Source organism: Rhodoglobus sp. (genome assembly GCF_053580035.1).
Genome location: NZ_JBMDVL010000001.1, coordinates 480,737 through 493,839, shown reverse-complemented (window position 1 = coordinate 493,839; position 13,103 = coordinate 480,737). Strand labels below are relative to the sequence as shown.

Here is a 13,103-nt window from a genome sequence, read left to right as displayed (position 1 = left end):
TACTGTGAGAGAGGTCCACTCCTAGAGAATGGGTTTACCCGACGATTTTTGGCCCCCTCGAGTGCGGCCCTGGATTCGGTAATCTTAGATCTTCCCCGTAACGAATTGAGAGTATTTACGTGACTGAGCAGCCCAACTTTGCTGATGCACACGATGATCGCGATGCTGCCCCCGGCTACGACGTCGCGGCTATCCACGCAAAGTGGCAGGCCAAATGGGACGAGCTGAAGCCGTTCGCCACGAGCGACCCCAACGACAAGCGGCCACGCAAGTACATTCTCGACATGTTCCCGTATCCCTCTGGTGACCTGCACATGGGTCATGCTGAGGCGTACGCTTTTGGCGATATCGCTGCGCGCTACTGGCGCCAGCGCGGCTTCAACGTGCTGCACCCCATTGGATGGGACTCCTTCGGCCTTCCCGCGGAGAACGCGGCAATCGAGCGCGGCATTGACCCTCGCGGCTGGACCTACGACAACATCGAGCAACAGAAGAAGAGCATGAAGCTCTACGGTGTTTCGTTCGACTGGGATCGTGTTCTTCACACGAGCGATCCTGAGTACTACAAGTGGAACCAGTGGCTGTTCCTCAAAATGTACGAAAAGGGTCTCGCGTACCGCAAAGATTCCTGGGTCAACTGGGACCCGGTAGATCAGACCGTTCTCGCGAACGAGCAGGTTCTGGCCGATGGCACATCCGAGCGTTCGGGTGCAATCGTCGTCAAGAAGAAGCTCACGCAGTGGTACTTGAAGATCACGGACTACGCCGACCGCCTCCTCGATGACCTCAATCAGCTCGAGGGCGCGTGGCCTTCCAAGGTGTTGTCGATGCAACGCAACTGGATCGGTCGCTCGATCGGTGCGGATGTCGACTTCGAGATCGAAGGCCGTGACGAAAAGGTCACAGTCTTCACAACGCGACCCGACACTCTCTACGGCGTAACGTTCATGGTCGTTGCCCCTGACGGAGACTTGGCTGCTGAACTGGTGGAGAATGCCAGCGATGACGTCAAGGCGTCGTTCACTAGCTATCTCGAACAGACTCAGAAGCAGACGGAGATTGAGCGAAAAGATGCAGGTCGCCCCAAGACCGGTATCCCTCTCGATCGTTTCGCTGTCAACCCGGTAACAGGCGAGCGCATCCCGATCTGGGCTGCCGATTACGTTCTTGCCGACTACGGCCACGGTGCCGTGATGGCTGTGCCCGCGCACGACCAGCGCGACCTCGAGTTCGCCATCAAGTTCGATCTGCCTGTGCGCGTCGTCCTCGACACCAATGCGCCTATTACGGGTGCGATTCCGGTGCTCGAGCTCGATGAGAACGGAATGGCAATCCTTCCGGATGATCTGCCACCGTTGAACCCCCGCGACACTGGCAAGTCGTTGCAGGGCGATGGCCGCATGATCAACTCGGGACCACTCGATGGCCTCAGCAAGAGCAACGCGATCAAGAAGATCGTTGAACAGCTCGAAGCAGCAGGAACGGGTCGCGCCGCGAAGACGTACCGTTTGCGTGACTGGCTGATCAGTCGTCAGCGTTTCTGGGGAACCCCCATCCCGATCATCCACGGCTCTGATGGTGAACTGATTCCTGTTCCCTTCGATCAACTGCCGGTCGAGTTGCCATCAACGGAGGGCTTGGATCTGAAGCCGAAGGGCAAGTCGCCTCTGGCCGCAGCCGAGGACTGGATCAACGTTACTGACCCGCGCGATGGCAGTCCTGCCCTGCGCGATGCAGACACAATGGACACCTTCGTTGACAGTTCGTGGTACTTCTTGCGCTTCCTCTCGCCGAACGACCCAGACAAAGCTTTCGATCCCGCAGAAGCTGAAAAGTGGGCACCCGTCGACCAGTACGTTGGGGGAGTCGAACACGCTATTTTGCACCTGCTGTACTCGCGTTTCATCACCAAGGTGCTCTTCGACCTCGGCTACGTCAGCTTCACCGAGCCTTTCAGCGCTCTGCTCAATCAAGGCATGGTGCTCTCTGAGGGCAAGAAGATGTCGAAGCGCAGCCGTAAGGCCGTCACCTTCTCCGGTGAAATTGCTGAACACGGTGCGGATGCTCTCCGCCTGACGCTCGCCTTCGCTGGCCCGCCCGAGGAAAACATCAACTGGGAAGACGTTTCCCCTCCCGCTTCCCACAAGTTCTTGGCTCGTGCTTTCCGTCTCGTTGGAGACGTCACAAGCGCACCAGAGATTGAGTGGAAGACAGGCGATGTCGCACTTCGGCGTGCAACGCACCGCTTCCTCGCTGATGGCCCTGGCCTTGCCGAGTCGTTGAAGTTCAACGTGCTCGTGGCTCGCATCATGGACCTCGTCAACACGACCCGCAAGGTGATTGACACCGGCGCCGGCGGTGGGGATGCTGCGGTGCGTGAAGCTGCAGAGGTCATCACTATCGCCTTGAGCCTGTTTGCCCCGCACACGGCAGAAGAGATGTGGGAGAAGCTTGGCTACGAGCCAACGGTTGCTCTTGCCGGCTGGCGTAAGGCCGACCCCTCGCTGCTCGTTGAGGAATCCGTAACGGCCGTCGTTCAGGTGGATGGCAAAGTGCGTGACCGCCTCGAAGTTTCGCCCAAGATCGATGGTTCCGACCTTGAAGCTCTCGCGATGGCATCCGAAGCGGTCAAGCGCACTGTTGGTGACCGCGAGATCGTGAAGGTCATTGTGCGTGCACCGAAGCTTGTCAACATCGCGACTCGTCAACAGCCGGCCGAGGGCTAAGCAACTGCACTACGAGGAGCCGCGCGGGTTAGCGGCGACCGGGCACGCCTAGCGTGTGCCCGGGAGCGTGGCCTGTTCTGTCTGCCGCCTGACTGTGGGTGGCAGCTAAGCAGAGCGGGAGATCCCGAACCAACTAGGATATTCCTCATGACAACCGGCACGCTTTTTCACGATGCAGGCGTGGACTTTCTTGTGTGGCGTTTATCCGGGGTCAGCGAGCTGGGGTCGCATGCTGGCGAGCAAAAAACTCGTTCTGGCTTCGTCTCAGCAGAGATGAATTGTTCGTGACGCCTCAAACGCAAGAAGGCGTTCGTGGTTTCTCATCAACGATGACTTCCGCTGACGGAACACGCGAGGGATGGCTATCGGTCGTCCGAATACTTTTTGCTTGGTACCTCTTAACCTTTGGCTCCGTAAAGAGCGCGATTGCCGTTTCGGCACTGCCTGAGACTTACTTCAATCCGCCACTTGGCCCTTTCATGCTCCTCAGTGCGGCCCCAAGCGGGATCGTTATTTTTGGGCTGCAAGCCGTGGTTACCTTGGGTCTGCTGCTTCTTCTCATTGGATACCGCACTTCAGTAGTGAGCTACGTCGTGCCGATCCTTCTCATCGTCTTGGCGGGTATCCGGTTTTCTACCGGCAAAATTGACCACGATATTCTGCTGTACCTCTTGCCACTATTTCTTGCCCGGTCGTGGGGAACGAGACTCTCGCTCCGCCCGGAAAGGTACCTTCGTCCGCGGCTCGATGTTCTGGCGTTGTTCGTCGGATTCTTTTTCTTGACCTCAGGGATACTGAAGGCGTCAACCGGGTGGCTTGATCCTGACTACTCGGCGACCGCAGGATGGCTAGCCTTTTATCAAACCAACTATGGTGTAGAAACCGTTCTCGCTGGGTGGCTGGGCGACGTCTCAGGTGCACCACTCGAATTGCTTGACTGGCTCACAGTGCTACTAGAGTGCTCGATCTTGCCGCTCCTTTTCTTCCGGCGGACAGTAGCCGTTGCACTGTTGTTTTGTCTGTCATTCAACATCGTGGTTGTTTTGCTCTTCGGTATCAATTTTTCCGAGCTCTTTCCGGTGTACTTGGCGTTGCTTCCTCTCGCAATCAAAACGGTTGAGAAGCTCACATATTTGGCGGCCGGCGGCATTCTCCTTCTCACCGTCATTATCGGCAATGTGGGATCGCTTATTGGCGGCGCGATGACCTTGGGGCCGTTTGGCCTGAAAGTGCCAATGTTTTGGGTTTTTGCCGCGCTTATGGGGATTGTCATCACCTACGTGGCCATCAAGTCCTTGAGGACGGCGAGCGGCTACACCGTTTCGCGCAGGACCAGCATCGTGGTTATCTCGCTGCTGAGCGTGCCATTGTTGATCACCATTTTCTGGACCGAGCCGTACCCGGCGATTATTGGCCCAGGCTTTCGTGGCGGTATTACTGGCGAACTTCGACAAGTGTGGATGAAAGATGGGCAGGAAGTTCGTCCCAGGGAGGTATTCGATGGCTCCCCATACTCGACGAATATCAGCTTGTATGGCTGGCCATCACCGCAAGGTCAGGGACATGAATATCGGCCGTGGAACACCAACGAAACTCCTGAATTGCCTGAAGGGGTGACTGTTGAGTGGGTGCGCGTCCGCTAACTTCCTCGGCAATTGACGTCAGGGTTGGCGGCCAGCGTAGCGGTGCGATATTCGTGCTCTTGTGCGACTCGTCAACAGCCGACCGAGGGCTAAGCAACTGCACACGTATTAGCTAAGCGCGCTCCGATCCCACGGGGCGCGCTTAGTTTTTGTGGGTGGAAGAGTTTGAGCAGGCTAGGCGTGCCCGATTGCGGTTGCGCGTCGGTGCGGTGGTCGTGCTTGTTTTGGTCGCGCTCGGCTGCGCTGTGCTGGCCACAGCTCTCACGGTGCGACCGGATGCTGCTGAGATTTCTCGGGGAGAGCCCGGAGAATCTGGGGGCGAGTTTTCGCTTGCCGCGGCATCGGTCTATGTGCATGTCACGGGGGCGGTTGCCCGTCCCGGCCTTTTTGAGCTCGCGGATGGCGCCCGTGTCATCGATGCGATCGCTGCGGCTGGCGGGTTCACGGAAACCGCCAATCGCGAAGAACTTAATCTGGCGCGGCTGTTGACCGACGGCGAACAATTCGCTGTACCCGAAGTTGGTGAAGCTGAAACGGATGCTGCGGCATCCGATTCGCGAGTGAACCTGAACACAGCAGATGCGGCAGCGCTCGACACGCTACCTCGGGTCGGCCCGGCGATGGCAGATCGTATTTTGGCGTGGCGCGAAGCTAATGGTCGCTTCACGAGCATCGATGACTTGCGCAACGTGTCTGGCATCGGAGACAAAACTTTCGAGGGACTGCGCGAGCTGATTACCGTATGAGTCTCGATCTGCGGCTGAGTTTGCCGGTAGCGTTCGCGTGGCTTGTAGCGGTGCTCGTGATTGGCATGCCGCAGTGGGCTACTGAGGGCGCCGTCGGGTTGTGGCTAGCGGCGGGAGTGATGGTCGCGTTGGCCCTCAATTCCGGCCGATCATGGCTGGCCAGTGTTGCTCTCGCGTGTGCTCTTGCGGCCCTCTGTGCGACTTCCGTTGCAGTGCACGCGGATGCTCGTCAGCCGCCAGCATTGAGCGATCTTGCCGACAGCCATGCGCAAGTAGAGGTGCGGGGAACAACAACCTCTGCGGTTCGCACTGACATCGATTACTTCCACGCCCAGTTGTCGTCGCTGGTTATTGATGGAGAGACAGTGCCGCTGAGCTCGCCGGCACTGGTCTTCCGGGACAGTGATCGGTTCGGCGCGAGCAACTTGTCTGTTGCAACCGATACCGGCGAAGCGAACGGTGTAGGTTCTGGGCTGCCGGGCGACAAGTGGGGGATCGGCGTCGAATTCTCGGTGACGGCGACTCTAGCGTCGACGGAGCCAGGCGATGGGCGAGCAGTCTTGGTCTTCTCAACAGGGGAGGCGCTGTGGCGCGCTGAACCGCCGGCGTCGCTCGAGTGGGCAAACCAGTTGCGGCGCACCTTTGCTTCGGCAGCACAGGTGCTTCCGGGAGGAGGTGGGCAACTGATCGGAGGACTCGCGATTGGAGATACCGCAGCCGTTAGTGACGAATTGGATGCGGCAATGAAGACGAGCTCGCTCAGTCACCTCACTGCGGTATCGGGAGCTAATTGCGCAATCGTTGTGGGCTTGATCATGGCTCTTGGTGGCAGGATCGGTGCCCATCGTGTGTTGAGAATTGCGCTCTCTGTGCTCGTGCTTCTCGCATTCGTCGTTGTCGTGACACCGGATCCGAGCGTTTTACGCGCGGCGCTCATGGCAACACTGGTGCTCATCGCTTTGGGCAGCGGTCGGCCGATTCGAGGTATGGCGGTGCTGTCATTGGCCGCGATTGGTCTCCTCATCTTTGACCCGTGGTTGTCTCGCAACTTCGCGTTTGCGTTGTCCATCTTCGCGACCGCCGGGCTGTTGCTCTTTGCTGAACCGTTGGCTCAATTTCTTGGGCGGTGGCTACCGCGCTGGTTGGCTCTTGTCATTGCTGTGCCCTTAGCAGCGCAGCTCGCGTGTCAGCCTGTGCTGCTCCTACTGCAGCCCACTCTTCCCACCTATGGGGTGATTGCCAACGTCTTGGCGGCCCCGGCGGCCCCGATTGCAACAGTGGTCGGATTGGCGGCTTGCGTTGCGCTCTCACTGTTCCCACCCATCGGGATCGCTCTGCTGTGGATCGCCTGGGTGCCCTCTGCGTGGGTTGCCGCCGTGGCTACCTTCTTTGCGGATGCCCCGGCGACTCGCATCCCGTGGTGGGAAGGATGGGTGGGTGTTGCCGCGCTCAGCACCCTCACCGTGCTTCTGTTGGCCGCGTTGGTGATGGGGCCACCGTGGCGCCGCCGAGCGCTCACTGCACTCGTCCTCGTGTCGACCCTTGCGGGTGCCACTGCAGCGGGAATGGGAGTCAGTGCAGCAATGTCGTGGCCGCGAGAGTGGCAATTAGCCCAATGCGATGTCGGTCAAGGAGACGCTGTTGTTGTACGAAGCGGCGCACAAATCGCTCTGATCGACGTAGGGTCCGATCCTGAACGCCTCAACTCCTGTCTTGCCCGTTTAGGCGTAAGCAGAATCGATTTGCTCGTTCTGACTCATTTTGACCACGACCATGTTGGTGGCGCCGACGCGGTACTGGGAAAGGCGGAGACGGTGCTCGCCGGCCCGACGGGATCAGCGCAAGATCAGCAGTTGCTTGATGCCCTCACGGCATCAGGGGCGCGGGTGCTGTCGTCCAGCACAGGAGACCGCGGGCAGCTTGGTGAACTGTGGTGGAAAGTACTGTGGCCGGGCGAACGTCTTGCCGGGATCGATCCGGGCAATGATGCCAGTGTGGTGATCGAGTTTCGTCCACGACCCGACTGCGAACGGCAGTGCCTCAGTTCGGTGTTCCTCGGTGACCTTGGCGAGAGCGCTCAGGCGCGACTATTTGGCGAACACCAGCTGTCGACAGTGGATGTTGTCAAAGTTAGCCATCACGGTTCCGCTGACCAGTTTCCGCCGCTCTATGTCGCGCTCAATGCCACTCTCGGATTGGTCGGGGTCGGAGCAGAGAACGGTTACGGGCATCCGACCGCCGATGCCCTTGACATGCTTGAGGAGGCCGGAATCACGGCAGTGCGAAGCGACACCGCCGGACTGGCACTGGTGTCTCAGGGGAGCCGCGCTGGGGCGGTGCGCTTGTGGTCGGAACGGCACGTCGGTGGGCGAGGATAAGCTGGGGTCGCAGTTCTAAGTGAGGAGTCTCGTGGCCGCCAAGCCCCCAGCACGTACGCCGGCTAAGTCCAAGGTCGCTATCCCGCAATTGACGTGGAACAACGTGCGACCGGCACCGATCGTACTGGTCAGTGGCACTGAAGGTTTTCTTGCGGACCGTGCGATCCGATTGCTGCGCGACACCCTCAAGATCGAGGATCCCAGCCTCGAAGTCAGCGACCTTGAGGCCGACCAGTACGCGCCTGGCGAACTCATCAGCCTGGCTAGTCCTTCGCTCTTCAGTGAACCTCGAATGATCCGCATCACGAACGTCGAAAAGTGTTCCGACGCGTTCATCACGGAGACGCTGAAGTACTTGGAGGCTCCCGCTGACGACACCTATGTTGTGCTTCGTCATGCGGGCGGAGTGCGCGGCAAGAAGTTGCTGGACGCGATCCGCTCAGGCACAGGTGGTGGCATCGAGGTCTTGTGTGTCGATCTCAAAAAGGATGCCGAAAAGTATGACTTCGCTGCCGCCGAGTTCTCCACCAAACGTCGCCGCGTAACCCCGGGTGCACTCCGCACTCTAGTCTCGGCATTTTCGGCAGATCTCGCCGAGCTTGCTGCAGCCTGTCAGCAATTGATCGCCGACGACGCCGATGAAATAAACGAATCTACTGTTGCCCGCTACTACTCAGGGCGGGTTGAAACGAGCGCTTTCAAAGTTGCAGACTCTGCCATTGCCGGCCGCTCTGGGGAAGCATTGGTTTTGTTGAGACATGCGCTGGCTTCTGGAGCTGACCCGGTTCCGATCGTTGCCGCTTTCGCCTCAAAAATTCGCACCATGGCAAAACTTTCTGGCGGTTCGATGTCGTCGGGCCAAGCTGCGAAGACTTTCGGCATGGCACCGTGGCAGGCAGATCGGGCCATGAAAGATTTGCGGGGCTGGAGTGATGCGGGGCTTGGCTCCGCCATTGAGGCAATTGCCGATACGGATGCTCAGGTTAAAGGTTTGGGGCGAGACCCTGTCTTTGCGCTCGAACGCATGATTTCGATTGTGGCGGCTCGCGGCATCCACTAGCTAGTCGTATCCTCTGGCCGGTCGCGCTTCCTGCGTGCACGACTTAACGACAAACGCCCCCAGCCGCGAACGGTGGGGGCGTTTTGTGTTCGGCTTTGCGCCGATCAGAGGTCTTTAGAGTGCTGCTACCTGCTTGGCGATGGCCGACTTGCGGTTCGCTGCCTGGTTCTTGTGCAGGATGCCCTTGCCGGCTGCCTTGTCAAGGGTCTTGGTTGCTGCGACGAGACGTGCTGTTGCGGTCTCTTTGTCGCCAGCCTTGATCGCTTCGCGAGTTGCGCGGATAGCCGTCTTGACCTGGCTCTTGACCTGGCGGTTGCGGTCTTGTGCCTTCTTGTTGGTACCAATGCGCTTGATCTGCGACTTAATATTTGCCACGTTGAGGTGCTTTCTTGTTTGTGGATCAGAGATGGTGGGCGGCCGTGGAAGAGAATCGGTGTTCTGATTCCCGGCCGCGATGCGCATACTGTTCGACGAAGAACGTTATGCATAAGCCAACAGGCAACATTACCAGCGCGGTGGAGCTATGGCAATTGCGGAGCAATTGCGCGACCCCAGCGCCGGACAAACTATGTTTGTTCGGTTCCGGTGGAGCTATGGCCACAATCGTGGGTCCGTTTGTTGTTCTGCTTTCACAGGCTAGTGCAGCGGGGTTTTCTTTGCTGGTGTGCCACGCCATTTGTGCTGGTTTTGCTGGGTGTTGACGTATTTCCCGCTAGTTATTTCGGGGGTTATCCCGATTCCTTGAGTGTTGATGGTTTTCTATCGTCGAGGTATGACTTCTTCAACTATTTCCGATACTTCCGATTCGACTGTGGATTCTTCTGCGGTGGTGCTTTCGCCGTCTGATGAGCAGGGCTCGAGCGCTGATTCACCTGCTGCTGGTTACGCTGCGTCTGCCGATGCCGCACCTCAAGCATCCGGCCCGTCTGTTGCTGCTTCGTCCCGCCCGGCGCTGAGCTCGACTCGCACGATGAGCATTTTGGCGTTGAGTTTGGGTATTGCGTCGTTCTTCTTTGCCCAGAGTGTTGTTGTGCCGTTGGCGGCGGTGATCTTGGGTGTTTTTGGTCTTCGGGATGAGCCTTCGGGGCGCAGTTTCTCGGTCTGGGGCATTGTTTTGGCGTGTGTGGCTACCTTTGGATGGGTTGTTCTGCTGGCGGCGGGTGCTGTTCTTTCGTTGCCGTTCCTCTTCTTGGCAGCGTTCTAGAGCTTCAGAGGGGCTGCGTTTGGCCGCTAGTTAGCGGGTTGCCGGGGTCGAGTGTCTGGCGATGACCTGCCGTTTTGGTCGCGTGCGCGCAGGATGCCCGGTCTCATGGGAGAATTGGGCGGATGTCTCCTCGCGCCTCTTACACACTTGAGCCTGCTTCGACCGATCCCGCGTTTATCCGCAACTTTTGCATCATCGCGCATATCGATCACGGCAAGTCCACCCTCGCTGACCGCATGCTGTCGGTCACGGGGGTTGTTAGCGACCGCGATATGCGGGCCCAGTACCTCGACCGTATGGATATTGAGCGTGAGCGCGGCATCACGATCAAGAGCCAGGCTGTTCGTATGCCGTGGGCCCTTACTGATGAAAACGGTAAGGAGCAGGCATACGCACTCAACATGATTGATACCCCTGGCCACGTTGACTTCACTTATGAGGTGTCCCGTTCGCTTGCGGCGTGTGAGGGCGCAATTCTTTTGGTCGATGCGGCGCAGGGCATTGAAGCTCAGACGCTGGCGAACTTGTATTTGGCTATGGAGAACGATCTGACGATCATTCCCGTACTCAACAAGATTGATCTTCCCGCGGCTGATCCCGATAAGTATGCCGATGAGATTGCTGGCCTGATTGGCTGCGATCCGTCAACAGTTCTTCGGGTGTCTGGCAAAACGGGTGTTGGCGTTTCTGAGTTGCTCGATGAGGCGACGCGCCTGATTCCGGCCCCGATCGGCGATCCGGATGCTCCGGCCCGCGCCATGATTTTCGACTCGGTGTATGACGCTTACCGTGGCGTTATTACGTACGTTCGCATGATTGACGGCAGGATGACGCCGCGCGAAAAGGTCATGATGATGTCGACGAAGTCGGCTCACGAATTGCTCGAGATTGGCGTGAGCGCACCTGAACCGACACCGACAAAGGGTCTTGGCGTTGGTGAGGTTGGGTATCTCATTACCGGTGTGAAGGATGTGCGCCTGAGCAAGGTTGGCGATACTGTCACCAACTTCGCGAAGCCGTCTACGGTTCCGCTGAAGGGCTATTCCGAGCCGAAGCCGATGGTTTTCTCGGGTTTGTACCCGATTGATGGTTCTGACTATCCGGTGCTGCGCGAAGCTCTTGACAAGTTGAAACTCTCGGATGCTGCGCTCGTCTACGAGCCTGAGACGTCTGTTGCTCTTGGCTTCGGTTTCCGTTGCGGATTTTTGGGGCTGCTGCACTTGGAGATTGTGCGTGAGCGGCTCGAACGTGAGTTCAACCTCGACATGATCGCCACGGCGCCGTCGGTGATTTACGAAGTGATGGGTGACGACAAGAAGTTCACCACTGTGACGAACCCGAGCGAGTTCCCTGGCGGCAAGATCGCTAGTGTGAGCGAGCCGATGGTGAAGGCATCCGTTCTTACGCCGAAGGATTTCGTCGGCACGGTTATGGAACTCTGCCAGTCGCGCCGCGGCACCATGCAGGGCATGGAATATGTCGGTACCGACCGCGTGGAGCTTCACTACACGATGCCGCTTGGTGAGATCGTCTTCGATTTCTTTGACCACCTGAAGAGCCGAACGCAGGGCTATGCAAGCCTCGATTATGAGCCAAGTGGACATCAGGAAGCCGACCTCGTGAAGGTGGACATTCTTCTTCAGGGTGAAGCTGTTGATGCGTTCAGCGCGATCGTGCACCGCGATAATTCATATGCCTACGGCGTGCTGATGACCGAACGCTTGAAGAAGCTGATTCCGCGTCAGCAGTTTGAGGTTCCCATTCAGGCAGCGATCGGCTCGAAGATCATCGCTCGTGAATCGATTCGGGCGATGCGCAAAGACGTGTTGGCTAAGTGTTACGGTGGCGACATTAGCCGCAAGCGCAAGCTCCTCGAGAAGCAAAAAGAGGGCAAGAAGCGTATGAAAATGGTGGGGCGCGTCGAGGTGCCGCAGGCTGCTTTCATTGCAGCGCTGTCTGGTGAAGTCGAAGCCGGCAAAGAGAAGAAGTAGACGAAGTGGATGCCCGCACCTACCCGAATGCGCCTGTTACGTACGGCGCGGTGGGTGCCACGCGTGGCAGCACTTTTACCGTTCTTCCTCCGAAGGGCTTTCGTCGCGTTGAGCGCACGGCCAGAATTGGTCACGGCGATGAGCGGTGGGCTCTCGCGCACCAACAAATTTTGACGTGGGGTGTTAAGCGCCGCAGTGGTTTCGGTGTGACCGTGTTGCCTCGCGATCCCGCCGGTGAAGCGCTCGATCTTTCGCACGACAATGATGCCCACCCCAAAGTTCGCCCTGGTGACACCATAGTGCTCACGGTAGGGCGAGGTCTGTTCGCGGCCCACGAGCCAGTACGTGTCGTTTACGTTGTTGATCAGCCAACGGTCGCTGGTTTTGCTTATGGAACGCTAGAGGGTCATCCGTTGCGTGGTGAAGAGTCATTCATGATTGAGCGCCGCGACGACAATTCGATTTGGATCACAGTTCGTTCGTTCTCACGACCGTCGTCAACCAAATGGATGTTGCTGTCGCCGGCCTTGCGAGTTTTGCAGTACGTAGTGGTTGGTCGCTATTTGCGAGCGCTTGCCGGCCCCGTTACATCGAACTAGCCCCGCGTGGCAAGCTCGGCGATGATGCCGATCACGTCGTCGATGCCCGACTCTAGGTCGGAAATGACCAGTCGCGCGTTGGTGTTCCGGAGATCGGCAACGGAGAATGCTCCGGTGGCGACGGCGATAAAGGGCAATTGCGCGCTGTCAGCGGCTAGCCCATCATTCGGGGTGTCACCGATGATGACGTGCGGTCCGGCACCGAGCAGGGGTGCGACGAGCGAGGTGAGGTGTGAGCGATTGGGCGATCGATCACCAAAGAATGAGTTCTGCCAGTTGAAGTCGTTGAGGGAGTAGCCGGCGGCCGACAGTTTGAAGCGCGAGTGCTGAGGGCCATTCCCGGTGAGCAGCGCGTTTGTCCAGCCGTGTCGTGAGACTTCGCGCAGCGCCCGTTGACCTCCGGCGACGGCTTCGCGAGTGAAGCCGAGGTCGTGCTGGGCTTGCGTCCGACTGTCGAGTTCGGTGAGCAGATCATCCAACATCGCGGGGGAGTGTCCATTGAGCTGCAGCAGTTCGGCGAGCAGCTGTCCCTCGGTCATGCCGTGCGGGCTAGCGATCCGTCGCTGTGGTGGGGCGCCGGTGACGCGAGTGAAAGCGTCGACGTAGACCGTTGCACCGTCTCGAGAGTTGTGGATGAGGGTGCCGTCGATGTCCCAAAGAATGTGCGTTGTCACGGTGACATTCTCCCATGACCGAGGTGCGACAATTGAGGTTGTGCCTGCATGCAACTGCTGGGGCACGCTCGTGTGATCAGCT

At 58.5% G+C, this 13,103-nt stretch carries 10 protein-coding genes; 8 read left to right on the top strand and 2 right to left on the bottom strand.

The window, feature by feature from the left end; all coding sequences use genetic code 11:
• The first annotated feature begins 119 nt into the window (after positions 1 to 119).
• From leuS to holA, 5 genes are all read left to right on the top strand, one after another.
• Positions 120 to 2,726, top strand: coding sequence for a leucine--tRNA ligase (gene leuS, locus ACOH1Z_RS02380; protein ID WP_449646891.1), 2,607 nt, complete (start codon positions 120 to 122; stop codon positions 2,724 to 2,726).
• A gap of 284 nt (positions 2,727 to 3,010) precedes the next feature.
• Positions 3,011 to 4,369, top strand: a complete 1,359-nt coding sequence (locus ACOH1Z_RS02375; protein ID WP_449646890.1) for a hypothetical protein — start codon at positions 3,011 to 3,013, stop codon at positions 4,367 to 4,369.
• Positions 4,370 to 4,524: 155 nt separating this feature from the next.
• Positions 4,525 to 5,115 (top strand): helix-hairpin-helix domain-containing protein, encoded by a 591-nt coding sequence (locus ACOH1Z_RS02370; RefSeq protein WP_449646889.1) that lies wholly within the window; start codon positions 4,525 to 4,527, stop codon positions 5,113 to 5,115.
• Positions 5,112 to 7,493, top strand: a complete 2,382-nt coding sequence (locus ACOH1Z_RS02365) for a ComEC/Rec2 family competence protein (protein WP_449646888.1) — start codon at positions 5,112 to 5,114, stop codon at positions 7,491 to 7,493. The genes ACOH1Z_RS02370 and ACOH1Z_RS02365 overlap by 4 nt, the downstream gene beginning before the upstream one ends.
• Positions 7,494 to 7,524: 31 nt before the next feature.
• The gene (holA, locus tag ACOH1Z_RS02360; protein WP_449646887.1) at positions 7,525 to 8,553 is read left to right on the top strand and encodes a DNA polymerase III subunit delta; all 1,029 of its coding nucleotides are present in this window, start codon (positions 7,525 to 7,527) and stop codon (positions 8,551 to 8,553) included.
• 114 nt (positions 8,554 to 8,667) lie between these two features.
• Here holA and rpsT read toward each other — a convergent pair whose 3' ends face one another.
• Positions 8,668 to 8,928, bottom strand: a complete 261-nt coding sequence (gene rpsT, locus ACOH1Z_RS02355) for a 30S ribosomal protein S20 (protein WP_449646886.1) — start codon at positions 8,926 to 8,928, stop codon at positions 8,668 to 8,670.
• A gap of 397 nt (positions 8,929 to 9,325) precedes the next feature.
• Between rpsT and ACOH1Z_RS02350 the strand changes: the two genes are divergently transcribed.
• The 3 genes from ACOH1Z_RS02350 to ACOH1Z_RS02340 all read left to right on the top strand — a co-directional run bounded on the left by ACOH1Z_RS02350 (position 9,326) and on the right by ACOH1Z_RS02340 (position 12,347).
• Positions 9,326 to 9,757, top strand: a complete 432-nt coding sequence (locus ACOH1Z_RS02350) for a DUF4190 domain-containing protein (protein WP_449646885.1) — start codon at positions 9,326 to 9,328, stop codon at positions 9,755 to 9,757.
• Between the two features lie 122 nt (positions 9,758 to 9,879).
• Positions 9,880 to 11,748: a translation elongation factor 4 gene (lepA, locus tag ACOH1Z_RS02345; protein ID WP_449646884.1), complete on the top strand. Its 1,869-nt coding sequence runs from the start codon at positions 9,880 to 9,882 to the stop codon at positions 11,746 to 11,748.
• Positions 11,749 to 11,753: 5 nt separating this feature from the next.
• The gene (locus ACOH1Z_RS02340) at positions 11,754 to 12,347 is read left to right on the top strand and encodes a DUF1990 domain-containing protein (RefSeq protein WP_449646883.1); all 594 of its coding nucleotides are present in this window, start codon (positions 11,754 to 11,756) and stop codon (positions 12,345 to 12,347) included.
• Here the strand turns inward: ACOH1Z_RS02340 and ACOH1Z_RS02335 are convergent.
• Positions 12,344 to 13,021: an HAD family hydrolase gene (locus ACOH1Z_RS02335; protein ID WP_449646882.1), complete on the bottom strand. Its 678-nt coding sequence runs from the start codon at positions 13,019 to 13,021 to the stop codon at positions 12,344 to 12,346. The two genes, ACOH1Z_RS02340 and ACOH1Z_RS02335, sit on opposite strands and share 4 nt — an antisense overlap.
• Between the last annotated feature and the right edge of the window lie 82 nt (positions 13,022 to 13,103).

What these genes read in the sequence shown, in the direction of transcription:
- ACOH1Z_RS02350 (WP_449646885.1), top strand. Translation starts at nt 9,326, where the DNA reads ATGACTTCTTCAACTATTTCCGATACTTCCGATTCGACTGTGGATTCT.
- ACOH1Z_RS02365 (WP_449646888.1), top strand. Translation starts at nt 5,112, where the DNA reads ATGAGTCTCGATCTGCGGCTGAGTTTGCCGGTAGCGTTCGCGTGGCTT.
- lepA (WP_449646884.1), top strand. Translation starts at nt 9,880, where the DNA reads ATGTCTCCTCGCGCCTCTTACACACTTGAGCCTGCTTCGACCGATCCC.